Raw genomic sequence first — 18,832 nt, 5'->3', positions numbered from 1 at the left:
GTCCGTTCCCGCCCCGCACGCCCCCATTCGCCGCGCTTGATCGGTGTTGTCGCCCAATGCGAGAAATTGGGCGGCAACAGGCGTGACGAGGGGAGCAGCACGTGGGCGGGACCACCCTGGGTGAACGGGTCGAGCGGACCGGTCCGCCCGCAGCGGGCACCCCGGCACCTCCGGCGCGGCCGGCCGTGCACCACCGGCCCGGCGGCGCGGGCCCCGGCCCCGCCGCGATGGCGCCGCCCGGCCCCCGCCGCGTGCGCCTGGTCTTCGCCGGGCTGATGGCGGCGCTGCTGCTCGCCGCCCTCGACCAGACCATCGTGGCCACCGCGCTCCCGAAGATCGTCGGCGAACTGCACGGCCTGGACACGATGTCCTGGGCGGTGACGTCCTACCTCCTGGCCGCCACCATCGGACTGCCGCTCTACGGCAAGCTCGGTGATCTCTTCGGCCGCAAGCCCGTCTTCCTCTTCGCCCTCCTCGTCTTCACCGCCGGCTCGGCGCTGGCGGGCTGGTCGCGGAGCATGGACGAACTCGTCGCCTTCCGCGCGGTCCAGGGCGCCGGCGGCGGCGGGCTCATGATCGGCGTCCAGGCGATCATCGCCGATCTCGTCCCGCCCCGGGCCCGCGGCCGCTACATGGGCCTGATCGGTGCGGCCTTCGGGCTCGCCTCGGTGGCCGGGCCGCTGATCGGCGGCTTCTGCACCGACCACGCCTCCTGGCGCTGGTGCTTCTACCTCAACGTCCCGCTCGGCGTGCTGACGCTGCTGCTCATCGCCTTCGTGCTGAAACTGCCCCGGCCGGCCCGCCGCGCCGGGCTGGACCTGCCCGGCGCCCTGCTGCTCGCCGCCTTCTCCACCTGCGTGGTCCTGCTGACCAGTTGGGGCGGCACCACGTACGCCTGGGACTCACGGGTCGTGCTCGGCCTCGGCGCCGGCGCGCTCGGCACCGCCCTGCTGTTCGTCGCCGTCGAGCACTTCGCCGCCGAACCCCTGATCCCGCTGCGGCTGTTCCGCGACTCGGTCTTCCGCGTCACCGGGCTGATCGGCGCCGTCATCGGCATCGCGCTCTTCGGGGCCGCCAGCTATCTGCCGACCTTCCTGCAGATGGTCGACGGCGCCACCGCCACCACGTCCGGGCTGCTGATGCTGCCGATGATGGGCGGCATCGTCCTCGCCTCCCTCGTCTCCGGCCGCCTCATCAGCCGCACCGGGCACTACCGCGTCTTCCCCCTCCTGGGCTGTGCGGTGGCCGCGGTGGGGATGTGGCTGCTGTCGCGGTGGCAGGAGGACACCCCGCGCGAGGTCTACAGCGTCTGGATGGGTGTCCTCGGCCTCGGCATCGGTCTCGTCCTGCCGGTGCTGGTGCTCGCCGTGCAGAACTCCGTACGCCCCGCCGACCTCGGCACGGCCACCAGCGCCACCCACTACTTCCGGCAGATCGGCGGCAGCGCCGGTGCGGCCCTCTTCGGCACCCTCTTCGCCGACCGGCTGGCCCGCCGGCTCGGCGACCGGCTGCCGCGGTCGGCGCAGCTGCCCGATCCGGAGTCGATCACCCCGCAACTGGTGCGGGCGCTGCCCGCCCCGCTGCGCGACAGCTATGTCGCCGCGTATGCGCACGCCATGCCGGGGATCTTCTGCTACCTCGTGCCGGTGCTCGTCCTGGGCTTCCTGCTCGCCTTCTTCCTGAAAGAGAAACCCCTGGTGTCCCACGCCCCGCATGCTCCGCAGGCCTCCACCACCCCGCAGGCGCCGTACGGCGAACCGGCCGACCCCGCAGCCGTCCCGCAGGCCCGTACCGCCACGGCCGCCGACGCCGTCAACTCCCGTGATTCCGGGCCTGCTTACCCCCGTGCGCACCGGCACCCCGGCGGACCGCACACGGCCCCGGCCGGCGTCCCGGTGTGCGGCACCGTCCAGCACCACGACGGCAGCATCGTGCCGCGCGCGGCACTGACCCTGATCGACGTCGCCGGCCGGCAGATCGGCCGCGGCGCCACCGGCGAGGACGGCCGGTACGCGCTGAGCACGCCGGGCGCCGGCTCCTATGTGCTGATCGCATCGGCGGGCGGGCACCAGCCGCAGGCGGTCACCGTCACCGTCGGCGAGCGGCCGGTCGATCTGGACGTCGTGCTCGGCGGCGCGGGGCGTCTCGCCGGCACCGTCACCACCGCCGACGGCACCCCCGTACGCGATGCCATGGTCACCCTCACCGATGTCCGCGGTGAGGTGGTCGCCACCACCCGCAGCGGGCGCGAAGGCGGCTATGTCATCGGGGACTTGGTGGCCGGCGAGTACACCCTCGCCTCCAGCGCCCCGGCGTTCCGGCCCGCCGCCCTGCCGGTGAGCGTCCAGGCATCCCGGGAGACCCGCCAGGACATCGAGCTCGCCGGTGGCGCGGTGCTGCGCGGGACCGTACGGGCCGGTGGCGGCCGGACCGTCGAGGACGCCCGGGTCACGCTGCTGGATGCCGCCGGCAATGTCGTCGACACCGCGATCACCGGTTCCGACGGGCTGTTCCGCTTCGTGGACCTGTCGGCCGGTGAATACACCGTCATCGCCGCCGGGTACCCGCCGGTGGCCACCGTCCTGCAGGTGGCGGGCGGCGGCCGCACCGAACGCGATCTCCAGCTGGGGCACGAGGACTGAGCCGGTCGCGGCGGGTGGCTCGGGCGGTGCGCGGGCCCGCCCGCCGCGGCGCCTGCCGCCCGCCGTGCCGGGCCCGCACGCCGGCGGCTCTCAGCCGGACCGCCGGGACTGGCCCGGTACGGGGGCGGGCGCCGGGTCGAAGCGCAGCCGGGTGAGCAGCGGGCAGTCGTTGCGCACCAGCGGCACGGCCGTGAGCCGGGGCGCGAGACGGCCGAGGAGGCCGCGGCCCGCCGGGAGCGCAAGGGCCGCCACCTCACCGATGGCCGGATGGGCCTCGCGCAGCAGCGGCCGCTCGGCGGCGTCCATGCCCCAGGGCATCGGGGGCAGACGATGGCCGACGAGCCCCTTCGCGCCGCGGCGGGTGCGGGCGCTGAACCGCCGCGAGACGGTGTCGAAGACCATGGTGCCGCCGGGGAACGCCTCGGCGCAGACGCCGATCAGCCGGGTCGCCTGTGCCGGCTCCAGATACATCAGCAGGCCCTGAGCCGTCACCAGCACGCCGCGTGCCGCGTCGATCCCGGCCGTCCAGCGGCCGTCGCGCGCGTCGCAGGCGAGGAGGTGCTGCCGGGCGCCGTGCGGCAGCACCTGTCCACGCAGCGCCAGCGGTTCGGGGAGGTCGACGGTGACCCAGCGGACCCGGCCGTTGTCCACCCGCCAGAACTGTGTCTCCAGGCCCTCGCCGAGCGCGACCACGGTGCCGTCCGGGTGGGCGGTGAGAAACGCGCGCACCACCCCGTCGAAGGCGAGGGCGCGCAGGGCGATGGCCTGCGCCAGCCAGGGCCGGACGGCGCCCAGCCGCTCCGGGAAGTCGAGCTCGGCCCGCAGCCGGACGGCGCGGGGATCGGGCAGCACCGTGTCCGGGCGGGCGGCCTCGGCGGCGCGGTGCCGGAGCGTCCACAGCGCCGTTTCGGGCACTCCCCTCAGATCCGCCGTGACGCGCCGTGGCGCGGGGCTCCCCCCGGCGGGGGCCGCGGGGCGGGGGACGGACGGAGCGGACGGTTCGTGGCCCGTGGTGCGCGCTGCCTCGATCATGTGGCGTTGATATCGCCGGGCGTGCCTCCGCCGGGGCCGATCGGGGGGCCGGTCACCCGGGGGAGTGCAAAGTCGTACCGCACGGGCCGCCGCGCGCCGGGCGGAGCGCACCGGGGCCCGGGCAGCGGCGCTGCCCGGGCTCTTCACGGCCTGAACTGCGGTCGGCAGCGGGCGCGTTCACCCGCGCCCGGCCCGGGTCGGTGAGTCAGCGCGCCAGATCGCGGTGGACGACCCGGGCGGCGTTCTCGATGGTGTCGACGCCGTAGTCCATGGTGTGGCTGCCGGTGGACAGGACGGCCATGCCGTAGTCGTGGCCGCTGCCGGTGAAGGCGCCGACGCTGTGCACCCGCCAGCCGCCCTTGTCGCGCGGCAGCCAGCCGTTCTTGACGTGCACGGCCGCGCCGGCCGGGGCACCGGCGGGCGCCCCCCACCGCTGGTCGGGGGCGACCCGGTGCATCAGGTCGAGCGCATAGCCCCGGGAGTGCGCGGTGAGCACCGGGGTGTCCGTGGTGAGCAGCCGCAGCAGCGTCAGCTGGTCGTGGGCGGTGATCTGGGTCAGGCCCCAGTCCCCGTCCTTGCCGGGGACGGTGTCCCGCATGGCGGCCAGCGACAGGAAGTGCTGGACGCCGGCGGGGCGGACGCGTTGCCAGAGCGCGGTGGTGGCGTCGTTGTCCGACTTGGTGATCATGTCGGTGGTCAGATCGACCTCGTGCGGCGTCAGCTTGCGGTGCGCCTCCTCGGCCTGCCGCAGCAGGGCGCCGAGCACGGTGACCTTCACCACGCTCGCCGAGTCGAAGTGGGTGCCGCCCTTGAATTCGCAGCTGGTCGAGGTGGACCGGTCGTAGACCGCCAGTGCGGAGGCGCCCCGGCGTCCGCCGAGGGCGCCGGCGAGGTCCCGGGACAGCGCCGGCGCCAGGCCCGGCTTCTTCGACGTGCAGACGACCTTGGAGCCGCCCACCGGGGCGTCGGCGGTGCCGGCCGCGGCCGGGGTCGCCGCGCTGAGCACCGTGAGCAGCGATCCGGCGGCCACGACCGCGGCCAGCCCGCGCCGTGTGCAGGTCGATATGCGTGATCCGTGCATGGAGGTGATGTTCTGCTCCCGCTGTGTATCGAAGGCCCCGCTCTCGGGCGTCCGGCCTCGCACGTCCGGCTCCGCTGCGGGTCGGTGCAGCCGTGCGCCGGCCGGCCTCCCGGTCATGGGTCACGGTGACGATACGTGGCGGGCGTCCGGCCACCTCAGGGGATTGGGGTGGATTGTCCGTATTCGGCGTGGGTGCCGGGGTGTGACGTTCGCCAAATCATGGGGGGTGGATGGGGGGTACTCCTAGGGGCGTGGCAGCGGGGTGCGGGGCCTGGCGACGGCGCGGGGGCGGCGACGGCTGACGGCCGCGCGGCGGCGGCGGGCCCCGGCGATCAGCTGGCGGCTGCGCAGGGCCAGCTCGATCTCGAAGCGGGTGTGCGGGTCGCGGAGGCGGGCGCCGAACAGCTTCTCCAGCTGGCGCATCCGGTAGCGCACCGTCTGCGGGTGGATGCTGAGCGCCTTGGCCACCTCCGGGGCCCCCATGCCGCTGAGCCAGGCCAGCAGGGTCGCCTCCAGCCGCTCGCACCGCTCCGGCGTCAGCCCGGCGAGCGGGCTGAGGCGGCGGGCGATCAGCGTGTGGGCCAAGGACTCGTCCTGGAGCAGCAGCAGGGAGGAGAGGTGGTCGTCGACGAACACCACGCCGGCCTCCGGGCCGTCGTACGCGCAGGCCAGATCCAGCAGCCGGGACGCGGCGCGCACGGAGGCGGTGGCCTCCCGCGGCGTCACCGCATGACCGACGACGGCCGCGCGATGGCGCAGCACGCCCTTCAGTCGGGCCCGGCCTTCCTTGCCGTCGGCGAGCGCGGCGGGTATCAGCAGACCCGGCGCCTCACCCGGCGCGCTGACGAGGCAGTCGCCGAGCGCGGACGCCACGAGGTGGATGTCCGTGTCGCTGCGCAGCATGACCGCGCGCACCTTGTCGGGCAACGGGTTGCCGTTCCGGAGCACGTTCTCGATCAGTCGGGTGACCTGCTGGTGACCGCCGCGTTCCAGGACTTCCTTGAAGCCAGGATTGCGATCGCAAAGGGATTGTGCGATCAGTTCGGTCAGGATCGCGAGTTGGTCGTCTTCGCTGTCGGCCCGTCCGTCACCGCATTGCGGTAACCGGACGCCGTTCAGTACTTCGCTCACCGTTCTGCCTCTGTCTCGTCGCCTGGGAAGCTGGTTCGGCCTTTTTCTACCCCACCTGGCACGTGCCGTCGGCAGTTGACAGGACTCGTTCAGAAGTCCTTTCGGATTCCGTTCGAAGTCCTTGCACTTTGCGACAGAAACTGTTTGAGATGCGGCGCGACACGAGCGTACCGCCCCATCCGCCCCGCAGGAATCCCTTCTTCCGCTACGCGGGCATCACGCTGAGTGGCCAACGGGCCGCCTCCGGAGGGAACCGGACGGGGCGTCAGCGCCCAACGGCCCTGGCCGCACTGGCAAATCCGTCCGGCGGCTTCGACACTGTGGGGGATCGTGCGTGCCGACTCGTGGCTGCGATAGGACTGGTGACTGTGAAGATCCTCATCTCCGCGGACATGGAGGGCGCCACCGGCGTGACCTGGCCCGCCGATGTGCTGCCCGGAACGCCCCAGTGGGAGCGCTGCCGCCATATGTTCACCTCCGACGTCAACGCGGCGATCGCCGGCTTCTTCGACGGCGGGGCCGACCAGGTGCTCGTCAACGAGGCGCACTGGACGATGCGCAACCTGCTGCTGGAACAGCTCGACGAACGCGCCGAGATGCTCACCGGCCGGCACAAGTCGCTGAGCATGGTCGAAGGGGTGCAGCACGGCGATGTCGACGGGATCGCCTTCGTCGGCTACCACACCGGTGCCGGCACCGAAGGCGTCCTCGCGCACACCTACCTCGCCAACACCCTCACCGGGGTCTGGGTCGACGGCGTCCGGGCCAGTGAGGGGTATCTCAACTCCCTCGTGGTCGCCGAGTACGGCGTACCGGTGGTGCTGGTCACCGGCGACGACCGCACCTGTCAGGACGCCCTGGGGTACGCGGCCCAGGCACCCGCGGTGGCGGTCAAGGACTATGTGTCGCGCTATGCGGCGGTCTGCCGGCCGCCGGCCCGTACCGCGGCCGACATCCGGGCCGCGGCCGCCAAGGGCGCCTCACTGGCGGTACGTCATGAATGCGCCCACAACGGGCCGTTCCGCTTCGAGCTGGAATTCGACGCCGAGCATCTGGTGGGCGCGGCCACCTGTGTGCCCGGGGTGGAGCGCGCCGGGGAGCGCCGGGTCGCGTACACCGGGCAGGACATGTATGAGGCCATCCGGTGCTTCAAGGCGGTCACCACCGTCGTGTCGTCCGCAGTGGAGGAACAATATGGCTGAGCGGCACGGGACGGGGCAGCCGGCGGCCGGCCAGGCCTCCGGCGTGGACTTGCGGGCGCTCGACGAGGTCGTCGAGTTCACCTCCGAGCTGATCCGGATCGACACCAGCAACGCCGGGGACGGCAGCTGCCGGGAGCGGCCGGCCGCCGAGTACGCCGCCGAGCGGCTGGCCGGGGCCGGGCTGACGCCGACCCTGCTGGAGCGCAGCCCGGGCCGGACGAATGTGGTCGCCCGGATCGAGGGCACCGACCCCGCGGCCGACGCCCTGCTGGTGCACGGCCATCTGGACGTGGTGCCCGCCGAGCCCGCCGACTGGCAGGTGCACCCCTTCTCCGGGGAGGTCCGCGACGGGGTGGTCTGGGGCCGCGGCGCCATCGACATGAAGAACATGAACGCGATGACGCTGGCCGTGGTCCGCCGGTGGGCCCGCAGCGGAGTGCGGCCGCGGCGGGACATCGTGCTGGCCTTCACCGCCGACGAGGAGGCCAGCGCCGAGGACGGCTCGGGCTTCCTCGCCGACCGGCACCCCGCGCTCTTCGAGGGCTGCACCGAGGGCATCAGCGAGTCCGGGGCCTTCACCTTCCACGCGGGCGGCGGCATCCAGCTCTATCCGGTCGCGGCGGGGGAGCGCGGCACGGCCTGGCTGAAACTGACCGCGCACGGCCGGGCGGGACACGGCTCGAAGGTCAACCGCGAGAACGCCGTCAGCCGGCTGGCCGCGGCCGTGACCCGCATCGGCGCGCACGAGTGGCCCCTCCGGCTCACCCCGACCGTACGTGCCGCGCTGCGCGAACTCGCCGCGCTCCACGGCGTCGACACCGACACCGAGGCGGCCGGCCTGGACGTCGACGCGCTGCTGGCCGCGCTCGGTCCGGCCGCCGGGCTGATCGAGCCGACCGTCCGCAACAGCGCCAACCCGACGATGCTGGCGGCCGGTTACAAGGTCAATGTGATCCCGGGATCCGCCGTCGCCCATGTCGACGGCCGGGTGGTTCCCGGCGGCGAGGCGGAGTTCGAGGCCACCCTGGACGAGCTGACCGGGCCCGACGTCGACTGGGAGTACCACCACCGCGAGGTCGCGCTGCAGGCCCCCGCCGACTCCCCGACCTTCGCCGCGATGCGGGCCGCGATCGAGCGCTTCGACCCCGACGGCCATGTCGTGCCGTACTGCATGTCCGGCGGCACGGACGCCAAGCAGTTCTCCCGGCTGGGCATCACCGGCTATGGCTTCTCGCCGCTGAAACTGCCCGAGGGCTTCGACTACCAGGCGCTCTTCCACGGTGTGGACGAGCGGGTGCCGGTCGAGGGGCTGCACTTCGGCGTCCGGGTGCTCGATCATTTCCTGCGCACGGTCTGACCGGCCGCGCGCTGCCCGACGGTGGAGAGGAACAACAGCATGGTGACGACGGCTCCGTACGGCTCCTGGACGTCCCCGGTGGACGCCCGGACGGTCGCCGCGCACGACGGCCGGCCGGCCTTCGTCGGCGTGGTCGGCGACGAGGTGTGGTGGACGGAGCCGCGGCCCGCCGAGGGCGGCCGGCGGACGCTGGTGCGCCGACGGCCGGGGGGCGAGGAGGAATCGGTGCTGCCCGCGCCCTGGAACGTCCGCAGCCGGGTGCTGGAGTACGGCGGCCAGCCCTGGGCCGGTACGGACACCGCGGGCGGCCCGCTGATCGTCTTCAGCAACTTCGACGACCAGCGGCTCTACGCCTGCACCCCGGACGGCGACGCCGCCCCGCGCCCGCTCACCCCGCGCTCCGCGGTCGGCGGCGGACTGCGCTGGGTCGACCCGGTGCTGCGCCCCGGACTCGGCGAGGTGTGGTGCGTCCTGGAGGAGTTCACCGGCGACCGGCCGACCGAGGTGCGCCGGGTGCTCGCCGCGGTGCCGCTCGACGGCTCGGCGGCCGAGGACCGCTCCCGGGTACGGGAGTTGAGCGAGGACCGGCACCGTTTCGTGACCGGTCCGCGGCTCTCCCCCGACGGCCGGCGGGCCGCCTGGATCGCGTGGGACCACCCCCGTATGCCCTGGGACGGCACCCTGGTCATGGTGGCCACGGTCAGCGACGAGGGCACGTTCACCGACGTCCGGCCGGTCGCCGGTGACCTCGGATCCGTCGGACCCGGGGGCGGTGGGGACGGGGAATCCGTCGCGCAGATCGAGTGGGCGCCCGACGGCTCGCTGCTGATCGTCTCGGACCCCGGCGGCTGGTGGGAACTCCAGCGCCTCGACCCCGACGCGGCGCCCGGCGATCCGGTGGCGCGCCGGGCGCTGTGCCCCGCCCGGCAGGAGGAGTTCGGCGGCCCGCTGTGGACCGTGGGACAGCGCTGGTTCCTGCCCCTGGACAACGGCACGCTCGCGGTGGTCCACGGCCGCGGCGCCACCGCCCTGGGCATCCTCGACCCGGTGACCGGTGAACTCGTCGACGCGGCCGGCCCGTGGACGGAATGGGCGCCCACCCTCGCGGTGCACGGCAGCCGCGTCCTGGGGATCGCCGCCGGCCCGCACAGCTCGTACGAGCTCGTCGAGCTGGACACCTGCACCGGCCGCGCCCGGGTCCTGGCCTGCCCGCACGTCGATGTGCTGGACCCCGCCTACCACCCCCGGCCGCGGAGCCGTACGTTCACCGGACCCGGCGGCCGGGACATCCACGCGCACATCCATCCGCCGCACAACCCCGACCACGTCGCCCCGGACGGCGAACTGCCGCCCTTCGTGGTGTGGGCGCACGGCGGCCCCACCGGCCGTGCCCCGCTGGTGCTCGACCTGGAGATCGCCTACTTCACCTCCCGGGGCATCGGTGTCGCCGAGGTCAACTACGGCGGCTCGACCGGCTACGGCCGGGAGTACCGCGAGCGGCTGCGCGGCCGCTGGGGTGTGGTCGATGTCGAGGACTGCGCGGCCGTCGCCCGTGCCCTGGCCGACGAGGGCAGCGCCGACCGCGCCCGGCTGGCCATCCGCGGCGGCAGCGCCGGCGGCTGGACCGCCGCCGCCTCGCTGACCAGCACCGACCTCTACGCCTGCGGCACCATCAGCTATCCGATCCTGGACCTGGCCGGCTGGGCGACCGGCGAGACCCATGACTTCGAGTCGCAGTATCTGGAGTCGCTGGTCGGGCCGTTCGCCGAGGTGCCCGACCGCTACCGCGAGCGCTCGCCGCTGCACCGCGCGGACCGGATCGCCGCGCCGTTCCTGCTGCTCCAGGGCCTGGACGATGTGATCTGCCCGCCGGCGCAGTGCGAGCGGTTCCTCGCCGAGGTCGCCGGGCGCGGGGTGCCGCACGCCTATCTGCCGTTCGCCGGGGAGGGACACGGCTTCCGCCGCGCCGAGACCATCGTGCGCGCCGTGGAGGCCGAACTCGCCCTCTACGTACGGACCTTCGGCCTCGCCCGCAGCGACGTCCCGGCGCTGGAGCTGCGCGGATGACGGGGGTATCGCTCCTCCGCCCGCCGCGGCTGCGGCCCGGCGACCGGGTGGCCGTGGTGGCGCCCAGCGGCCCGCTCTCGCCGGAGCGGCTGGACCGCGGGCTGGATGTGCTCCGTGGCTGGGATCTCGACCCGGTGCCCGCACCCCACGTCCGCGGCACCCACGCCACCCTGGGCTACCTCGCCGCGACCGACGAGGAGCGGGCCCACGACCTCCAGGCGGCATGGTGCGACCCGTCGGTCAAGGCGGTGTTCGCGGCGCGCGGCGGCTACGGCGCCCAGCGGATGGTCGACCTGCTGGACTGGGACGCCGTCCGGGCCGCCGCCCCCAAGCCGCTGATCGGTTTCAGCGATGTGACGGTGCTGCACGAGGCGTTCGCGGTGCGCGCCGGGGTGTCCACGCTGCACGGACCGGCCGTGGCCGGAGAGGTCTTCCTGAAGGACGAGGCCACCCGCGCGTACCTGTGGCGCACGCTCTTCGCGCCGGAGACCGTCCGCACCCTGGCCGCGCCGTCCGCCCGGCCGCTGGTGCCCGGGCGGGCCCGCGGGGTCACCCTCGGCGGCTGCCTGACCATGCTCGCCACCGAGTTGGGCGCGCCACGGGCCAGGCCGGGCGCGGCGGGCGGGCTGTTGCTGCTGGAGGACGTGGGGGAGCCGCCGTACCGCATCGACCGGGCGCTCACCCAACTCCTGCGGGCCGGCTGGCTGGAGGGGGTGGCCGGGATCGCCCTCGGCTCCTGGGCCCGCTGCGGCCCCTACGACCGGGTGCGGGAGGTGCTGGCGGACCGGCTGGGCGGGCTCGGGGTGCCGGTGGCCGAGGAGTGCGGCTTCGGGCACGGCGATACGGCGCTGACCGTGCCGCTGGGCGTGCCCGCCGTACTGGACGCGACGGCCGGCACGCTCGTCCTGGACGCCCCGGCGACGGTGTGACCTACCGGGGTCCGGTGCCTCGTCGGCGCCTGCGGGGCCAGGGCCGGCCGCGCGGCGTCGGTCCGCACGGGCCGTGGGAAGGGGCTGAACTGACGTCCTATCGGCAACGCGGGCCGGGTGCCTTGCATCGCCCACGGCCGTGCCCCAGCATGAGCGCGCCCGCCGCCGACCGGTCGGCGGAGGTGTGTGGAGGTCGTCGTGCCCAGCGTGTCCCGAGCGGTGTTCCGCCCCGTGCGCCGCATGTCCCTCACCCTGCTGGCCGGCTGTGCGCTCCTCGCGCCGTTCACGCTGTCCCCGCCCGCCCCCGTGGCCGCCGCCGGCCCGTACACCGTCACCGCGCTCAAGGTCACCGTCCGGGCCGGCGACCGCAACTGCACCCTGGACACCGACCTCTACCGCCCGGCCGGTGCCGACGCCGCCCATCCGGCGCCCGCCGTGCTGACCACCAACGGCTTCGGCGGCAGCAAGACCGACAGTTCGACCGCCGGCCTGGCGAAGGCCCTCGCGGCCCGCGGCTATGTGACGCTGGCCTACTCCGGCCTCGGCTTCGGCCGGTCCGGCTGCCCGATCTCCCTCGACGACCCCGCGCTCGACGGCCGGGCGGCGAGCGGATTGGTGGACCTGCTGGCCGGCACCCGTACGGCCGACAACGGGACCCGGCTCGACTACGTCACCCGGGACGGTGCCGGCGATCCGCGGGTCGGCATGATCGGCGCGTCCTACGGCGGGGCGGTCCAGCTCGCCACCGCGGCCGTCGACCGCCGCGTCGACGCGCTGGTCCCGCTCATCACCTGGAACGACCTCTCCTACTCCCTCGCCCCCAACGCCGCCGGCCGCGGGCAGGGGCGCGCCGGCGCGCTGCCCGGTGCGTACAAGTGGCAGTGGACGAACGGGTTCTTCCTGATCGGCGAGGCGCAGGGGCTGCTCCATCCGGACCTCGACCCGTCGCGGACCGGCGGCGCCGGCTGTCTGCACTTCGCCGCCCGGGCCTGTGACACCAAGCGGCTGCTGGATTCCGGCAGTTACCCGGCCGGGCGGACCCGGGCCGTGCTCCGCTACGTCCGCAGCGTCTCCCCGGTCTCGTACCTGGCGGCGGTCAAGGCGCCGACGCTGCTGGTCCAGGGCCAGGCCGACACCCTGTTCAACCTCAACGAGGCCGCCGCCACCTACCGGACGCTGCACGCCCGGGGCACTCCGGCCCGGATGATCTGGCAGGCCTGGGGGCACAGCGGCGGGATGCGGAAGCCGGCGGACGGGGAACTCGACCTCGCCCGCGGCAATCTGGACACCAGCTATGTCGGGCGGCGGATCCTGGCGTGGTTCGACCGCTATCTGCACCGCCGTACGGCGGCCGCCACCGGCCCGGCGTTCGCGTACTACCGGGACTGGGCGGGCGACGGGCCCGCGTACGGCACCGCACGCTCCTTCCCGGCCGGCGCCGTCCGGCGGCTGTACCTCTCCGGGGACGGCCGGCTCGTCGGCCGCCGCGGCGAGGTGGTGCGCGGCAGCCGGGAGTACCGCAACCTGCGCGGCCCCACCAGCCATTCGGAGAGCTCGCTGGCCGGGCTGCTCGGTCTGCCGGACGTACCGCCCTACGACGCCCGCGGCACCTTCGCGGACTGGACGTCGCCGCCGGTGACGGGCGCTCCGCTGGAGGTGGTGGGCGCGCCCGCGGTGACGCTGCGGGCCGTCGCGCCGGCGGCCGCGCGGCAGCAGGGCTCCCCGGACGCGGCGGACCGGCTGGTGCTGTTCGCCAAGCTCTACGATGTCGCGCCGGACGGCGGGAAGACGCTGGTGCACCGGTTGGTGGCCCCGGCCCGGGTGGCCGATGTGACCCGGCGGTTCACCGTGGAACTGCCGGGCATCGTGCACCGTTTCGAGCCGGGGCACCGACTGCGCCTGGTCATCGCCGCGAGCGACGATGCCTATACGGGCAATCGCGGGGTGAAGCCGGTGACGGTCGGTGCCGCGCCCGGGGACACCGGGGTCCTCGAACTGCCCGTCGTCCGAGGGGTGTTGCCGTAGTGGACGGGTCGATGTCGTAGGGACAAGGGGGAGGGCGGAGCGTGTCGGGTGCGCCGCGGGGCCCGGACGGCAGGGGCCGCGCGCGTCAGCCGACGCGTCCGCGAAGGCGCCGGCTCAGTCGTCCGCGACCGTGATGGCCTGCACGGGGCAGGCGCGGACGGCCTCCCGCAGCAGCGGGTCGCCCGCGCCGTCCTCGCGGCCGGGCAGCAGCTCGCTGAAACCGTCGTCGTCCTGGGTGAACACCCCGGGCGCGGTCAGCGCGCACTGGCCGGCGCCGACACAGACGTCGGTGTCGATGGTGATCCGCATTCCAAATCCCCTTCGTTCGGCCGCGTGCACCGCGGCTACCAGGCCAGCGGCAGTTCGATCATTCCTTGCAGAGTGTCCCCCGCCTTGAAGGGGATCTCGGCAGCCGGCACGGCGAGTCGCAGATCCGGGATCCTGGCGAACAGCGAGCGCAGCGCGACCTCCATTTCCGCCCGGGCGAGGTTCTGCCCCAGGCACTGGTGGATGCCGAACCCGAACGCCACGTGGTGGCGGGCGGACCGGCCGAGGTCCAGCTCGTCCGGTGCCGGGTAGGCGCCGTCGTCCCGGTTGATCAGCGAGGTGGGGAACAGCACGCCGTCGTCGGCACGGATGACCTGCCCGCCGATCTCGATGTCCGCCGCCGCCACCCGCAGCAGTCCGTCCGCGATGGACAGGAACCGCAGCAGCTCCTCGACGGCGGCCGGCAGCAGCCCCTCCTCGGCCTTCAGCCGGGCCAGCTGTCCGGGGTGCTCCAGCAGGGTGAAGGTGCCGAGCGAGATCATGTTGGCGGTGGTCTCGTGGCCGGCCACCAGAAGGATCATGGCGAGCCGGGCCAGATCCCCGCGGTCCAGGGCGCCGGTGCGCAGCTCGTCGTGGACCAGCTCGTCCAGCAGGCCCTCGCCCGGGGTCTTCTCCTTGTGGGCGATCAGTTCGTCGAAGTAGTCCTCCAGTCCGACCCGGGCGGCCTCCGCCTCCTCGGCCGTACGGCTGCGCAGGAGCCGGCGGGACGCCTCCTCGAAGAACTCGTGGTCGGAGTAGGGGACGCCGAGCAGCGAGCAGATCACCATCGAGGGGACCGGCAGCGCGAACGCGGAGACCAGCTCGGCGGGCGGCCCCTGCGCCAGCATCCGGTCGAGCAGAGCGTCGACGATCTGCTGGATCTGCGGCCGCAGCGCCGCGATCCGCTTGACGCTGAAGCTGGGGATCAGCATCCGGCGCTGCGTGTTGTGCTCGGGGTCGTCCACTCCGATCAGCGGCGACCTGACCTGCTGGAGCGCCGCGAAGCGTGCGAACGGGGCCGGGAAGGCCGGGTTCTGCCGGTCGGAGGACAGCCGCGGGTCGCTCAGCAGCGCCCGCGCCTCGGTGTGGCGGGTCACCGCCCACACCCTGCGGCCGTCGTAGAGGGCGACATGGGCCAGCGGGCCGGCCTCGCGCAGGGGCTGGTAGCCGGCCGGCGGGTGGTAGGGGCAGGTGCGGTCCTGGAAATACGCAATGGCTTCGGTCACAAGTTCCTCCCGTACGAGCGGCTCGGTCCGCTCGCCTGTGAGATGTCCATGCGGAAGCGCGCCGCAGGGGCCGCGCTGATCTCACCTCATGCCTCGGATGGCGGGCACGTCTATGGGCAGACCGGCCAACTTGGTGTGCCGTTGTGCGCCGGAGACACCCCGTCAGGGTCCTTACGATGCTGCGCCGTACCGCCGTCGTGCGGCACTCGCCGCGCCGAGCGGGGGAGAGGAGGAGCGGCCGCGGGGGTGACGCGGGGCGCCTGCCACACTGCCCGCATGGAGCAACGGGGCAGCGGCGGACAGCACAGCGGCACGGACCACGCCTGGGCGGCGCTCGGCGGCGACCCGGCACTGACGGAGTGGATCACCCGCAGCGGGCCGCCCGGCCCGCCCGGTCTGCTGCCGTCCCGGCTCCCGGTGCTGTCCCTGGCCCGCGCCACGGTCGCGGTCTGCGCGCTGGCCGCCGCCGAGCTCACCGCGCGGCGCAACGGCGGGCCGCTGCCGGCCGTACGGGTCGACGACGGCGCGGTGGCCACCGCCTTCCTCAGCGAACGCCATCTGCGCGTCGACGGCCGCGCCCCCTCGTCCTTCGCCCCGCTCTCCCGCTTCTGGCCCACCGCCGACGGCTGGGTACGCACCCACGCCAACTACCCGCACCACCGCGCCCGGTTGCTGCGCGCGCTGAACCTTCCCGAGAACGCCGGGGTGCCCGAGACCGGGGCCGAACTCGCCGGCCGGAGCGCGGCGGAGACCGAGGAGACGGTGTACGCCGCGGGCGGGCTGGCCGTCGCCGTCCGCACCCCCGCACAGTGGGCCGCCCACCCGCAGGGCGCGGCGGTGGCCACCCGGCCGGCGCTGCCGGCCGCCGGGCTGCGGGTGCTCGATCTGACCCGGGTGATCGCCGGCCCGGTCGCCACCCGCACCCTGGCACTGCTCGGCGCGGACGTCCTGCGCCTCGACGCCCCGCAGCTGCCGGAGAGTCAGGACGCGCACAGCGACACCGGCTTCGGCAAGCGGTCCGCCGCACTCGACCTCGGCGCGCCCGCCGGCCGGGCGGCCTTCGAAGAGCTGCTGGCCGGCGCCGACGTCGTGGTGACCGGCTACCGTCCCGGCGCGCTCGACCGCTTCGGACTGACCCCCGAGGCGCTGGCCGAACGCCGCCCGGGGCTGGTGATCGCCCGGCTCTCCGCCTGGGGGGACGACGGCCCGTGGCGCGGCCGGCGCGGCTTCGACAGTCTGGTGCAGGCGGCCACCGGGATCGCCGCCCTCGAAACCGACCCGGGCTCCGCATCCCAGGACTCGACAGCGAGCGGAGGCGGGGCGAAGGGCGACGGTACGCCCGGAGCGCTGCCCGCGCAGGCGCTGGACCACGGCACGGGCTATCTGCTGGCCGCCGCGGTGTTCCGCGCGCTGACCGAACAGACCCGCACCGGCGGCACCTGCCTGGCCACCTTCTCCCTCGCCCGTACCGCGCACTGGCTGCTGCACGGCCCCGGGGACGACGGCGCGCCCGCGGGCCCCCGGCAGGAACCGGCGGCGTCCGGCGGCGCCCCCGACCCCGGGCATCACCTCCGGGAGACCGACAGCCCCGTCGGCCGGCTGCGCCACGCCCTCCCGCCGGTCTCCTTCGGCGGGGCACCGGCCACCTGGGCGACCCCGCCCGGCCGCTGCGGCGCGGACGCTCCGGTGTGGCGCTGAGGCCCGCGCCGCGCGCCGCATTCGCTGGCCCGCCGCCGCCACGCCTTCGTACGATTTGCCGATGACGACGAACGACCGCTATCTCGCGCGCGCCCGGCGGGTGGGCATCCGGCACTTCTCCGCCGCCGACCGGGACGAGTTCACCGCGCAGGCGCGGGAGAGCGCGGAGCTGCACCACCCGTGGCTCGCCCCGCCGGCCACGGACCCCGCCTACGACGCCTATCTGCTGCGGCTGCAGGAGCCGCTGCGCGAGGGCTTCTTGATCTGCGAACTCACCAGTGGCCGGATCGCCGGCTACCTCACGATCAACAACATCGTGCACGGGGCGTTCCGCAGCGGGGCGATCGGCTACGGCGCCTTCGCGCACGCCGCCGGGCGCGGGCTGATGAGCGAGGGGCTGCGGCTCGTGCTGCACCACGCCTTCGGGACGATGGGGCTGCACCGCCTGGAGGCCAACGTCCAGCCGGCCAACCACCTCTCGATCGGCCTGGTCCGACGCGCCGGCTTCCGGCTGGAGGGCTTCTCGCCGGATTTCCTGTTCCTCGACGGCGCCTGGCGTGACCACGAGCGTTGGGCGATCACTGCCGAGATGGTGACGGAGGAGCCGGTGTGATGTCCTGCCGGGCATGGACATCCGCTTCCACCGCACCGTCCCGGTCTTCCGGATCTTCGACGTCGCCAAGGCCCATGAGTTCTACCTCGGCTACCTCGGCTGCACCGTCGACTGGGAGCACCGCTTCGAGCCCGGTATGCCGCTCTACACCCAGGTCTCCCGCGGTGACCTGGTCCTGCATCTGTCCGAGCACCACGGCGACGCGACGCCCGGCTCCACCGTGTACACCGAGCTGAGCGGGGTGCACGCGCTGCACGCCGAGCTGGCCGGCAAGGGCTATCCGTATCTGCGGCCCGGTCTGGAGCGGGACGGGAGGGGGACCACGCTCACGCTGACCGATCCCTTCGGCAACCGGCTGCGGCTGGCCGAGCCGGGTGGCCCCGACCGGGCGGGCGGGGAGGCGCCGGCCGGGTGAGCAGCGGCCGGGGAGACGGCGGGCCGGCCGCGGCCACAGGCCCCGTCGGCCCGTTCACCCTGGGCCCGAAGTCCCTGTCCCTGCAAGGGAGTTCGCGGGGTTCGCCCCAACCCCGCCCGGCCTGTGGAACGATCACGTCATGCGCCGTACCGTACTGATCGATGCACCCTCCAACCTGGGGCTGCGGCCGCCCGCGCCCGGCGTGGTCCCCGGCTGTTACAAGCTGGCCGGCGCGCTGCGCGACCAGGGGCTGCTGCGGCGGCTCGGTGCCCTGGAGGGTGGCGTGGTGGTGCCGCCGCGCTACGACCTGGGCGAGTGGAAGGAGGGTGACGGCGACTTCCACGCCGCGCCCCTCGCCGCCTACACCCGCACGCTCGCGGCCCGCATCGAGGGACACGTCCGCGGGGGCGACTTCCCGGTGGTGCTGGGCGGCGACTGCAGCATCCTGCTCGGGGCGGTGCTCGCACTGCGGCGGCTGGGGCGGTACGGCGTCGTCCACCTCGACGGGCACGGCGACTTCCGGCACCCGGGCAACGCGGAGGTCTCCGGTCCGGTCGGTGCCGCCGCCGGAGAGGGCCTGGCGCAGATCACCGGGCGCGGACAGCCCGACCTCACGGACCTCGACGGCCTGGGGCCCTACGTCCGCGACGAGGACCTGAGCGTGCTGGGCCTGCGCGACGCGGACGAGGACCAGGCGGAGCTGACCGGCCTGGGCATCGCCCACACCCCGGTCGGCGGGATCCGGCGGCGCGGCCCGGAGCGGGTGGCACGCGAGGTCCTCGCCCGCTTCCACCGCTCCCCGCTCGACGGCTTCTGGATCCACCTCGACGCGGATGTCCTCGACCCGTCCGTGATGCCGGCCGTCGACAGCCCCGACCCCGATGGCCTGCTCCCCGACGAACTCCGGGCGCTGCTCGGCCCGCTGGCCGCCTCGCCCCGCTGTGCCGGGGTCAACGTCACCAGCTACGACCCGGACCGCGACCCCGAGGGGGCCGGTGCGGTGCTGCTCGCCGACCTCCTTGAGGACGTCTTTGCGCAACCCTGACCTCCCCCGGCCGCAAGAAGCCCTGTGCACACCGACGAGGACGCGGTTCCATGGTCAACCGGA

The 18,832-nt window shown here is 74.4% G+C and carries 15 protein-coding genes; 10 read left to right on the top strand and 5 right to left on the bottom strand.

Annotated features, from left to right (window positions below; genetic code table 11):
- Positions 1 to 101: 101 nt before the first annotated feature.
- Complete coding sequence (locus OIU81_RS06205) at positions 102 to 2,642, top strand: MFS transporter (protein ID WP_443073933.1); 2,541 nt, start codon at positions 102 to 104, stop codon at positions 2,640 to 2,642.
- Between the two features lie 90 nt (positions 2,643 to 2,732).
- On the opposite strand, the gene OIU81_RS06200 is transcribed toward OIU81_RS06205, so the two are convergent.
- From OIU81_RS06200 to OIU81_RS06190, 3 genes are all read right to left on the bottom strand, one after another.
- A complete protein-coding gene (locus OIU81_RS06200; protein ID WP_329144659.1) occupies positions 2,733 to 3,674 on the bottom strand; it encodes a class I SAM-dependent methyltransferase in 942 nt (313 codons plus the stop codon).
- Positions 3,675 to 3,879: 205 nt separating this feature from the next.
- Positions 3,880 to 4,755, bottom strand: a complete 876-nt coding sequence (locus tag OIU81_RS06195; protein WP_329154921.1) for a serine hydrolase — start codon at positions 4,753 to 4,755, stop codon at positions 3,880 to 3,882.
- Positions 4,756 to 4,998: 243 nt separating this feature from the next.
- A complete protein-coding gene (locus OIU81_RS06190) occupies positions 4,999 to 5,886 on the bottom strand; it encodes a helix-turn-helix domain-containing protein (protein ID WP_329144657.1) in 888 nt (295 codons plus the stop codon).
- 368 nt (positions 5,887 to 6,254) lie between these two features.
- Between OIU81_RS06190 and OIU81_RS06185 the strand changes: the two genes are divergently transcribed.
- From OIU81_RS06185 to OIU81_RS06165, 5 genes are all read left to right on the top strand, one after another.
- Complete coding sequence (locus OIU81_RS06185) at positions 6,255 to 7,088, top strand: M55 family metallopeptidase (RefSeq protein WP_329154919.1); 834 nt, start codon at positions 6,255 to 6,257, stop codon at positions 7,086 to 7,088.
- A complete protein-coding gene (locus OIU81_RS06180) occupies positions 7,081 to 8,445 on the top strand; it encodes a M20/M25/M40 family metallo-hydrolase (protein ID WP_329144655.1) in 1,365 nt (454 codons plus the stop codon). Before OIU81_RS06185 ends, OIU81_RS06180 begins: the two co-directional genes overlap by 8 nt.
- 39 nt (positions 8,446 to 8,484) lie before the next feature.
- Entirely contained in the window at positions 8,485 to 10,512 is a 2,028-nt protein-coding gene (locus OIU81_RS06175) for a S9 family peptidase (RefSeq protein ID WP_329144653.1), read from the top strand.
- Positions 10,509 to 11,441, top strand: a complete 933-nt coding sequence (locus tag OIU81_RS06170) for a S66 peptidase family protein (RefSeq protein WP_329144650.1) — start codon at positions 10,509 to 10,511, stop codon at positions 11,439 to 11,441. The genes OIU81_RS06175 and OIU81_RS06170 overlap by 4 nt, the downstream gene beginning before the upstream one ends.
- Positions 11,442 to 11,681: 240 nt before the next feature.
- A complete protein-coding gene (locus OIU81_RS06165; protein WP_329154917.1) occupies positions 11,682 to 13,466 on the top strand; it encodes an alpha/beta fold hydrolase in 1,785 nt (594 codons plus the stop codon).
- A gap of 114 nt (positions 13,467 to 13,580) precedes the next feature.
- Here OIU81_RS06165 and OIU81_RS06160 read toward each other — a convergent pair whose 3' ends face one another.
- Entirely contained in the window at positions 13,581 to 13,775 is a 195-nt protein-coding gene (locus OIU81_RS06160; protein WP_329144648.1) for a ferredoxin, read from the bottom strand.
- Between the two features lie 35 nt (positions 13,776 to 13,810).
- A complete protein-coding gene (locus OIU81_RS06155; RefSeq protein ID WP_329144646.1) occupies positions 13,811 to 14,998 on the bottom strand; it encodes a cytochrome P450 in 1,188 nt (395 codons plus the stop codon).
- Positions 14,999 to 15,274: 276 nt separating this feature from the next.
- On the opposite strand from OIU81_RS06155, the gene OIU81_RS06150 reads away from it, so the two are divergent.
- From OIU81_RS06150 to OIU81_RS06135, 4 genes are all read left to right on the top strand, one after another.
- On the top strand, positions 15,275 to 16,696 hold the full coding sequence (locus tag OIU81_RS06150) for a CoA transferase (RefSeq protein WP_329144644.1): 1,422 nt from the start codon (positions 15,275 to 15,277) through the stop codon (positions 16,694 to 16,696).
- A gap of 61 nt (positions 16,697 to 16,757) precedes the next feature.
- Positions 16,758 to 17,309, top strand: a complete 552-nt coding sequence (locus OIU81_RS06145) for a GNAT family N-acetyltransferase (protein ID WP_329144642.1) — start codon at positions 16,758 to 16,760, stop codon at positions 17,307 to 17,309.
- Positions 17,310 to 17,322: 13 nt separating this feature from the next.
- Positions 17,323 to 17,724: a glyoxalase superfamily protein gene (locus tag OIU81_RS06140; RefSeq protein WP_329144640.1), complete on the top strand. Its 402-nt coding sequence runs from the start codon at positions 17,323 to 17,325 to the stop codon at positions 17,722 to 17,724.
- 139 nt (positions 17,725 to 17,863) lie between these two features.
- Complete coding sequence (locus OIU81_RS06135) at positions 17,864 to 18,769, top strand: arginase family protein (protein ID WP_329144638.1); 906 nt, start codon at positions 17,864 to 17,866, stop codon at positions 18,767 to 18,769.
- Positions 18,770 to 18,832: the final 63 nt, after the last annotated feature.

Origin of the sequence: Streptomyces sp. NBC_01454 (genome assembly GCF_036227565.1) — a bacterium.
In the GTDB taxonomy this organism is placed as follows: domain Bacteria; phylum Actinomycetota; class Actinomycetes; order Streptomycetales; family Streptomycetaceae; genus Streptomyces.
Note: the sequence above shows the minus strand (reverse complement) of the source record. Positions and strands in the feature narration are given on the sequence as shown.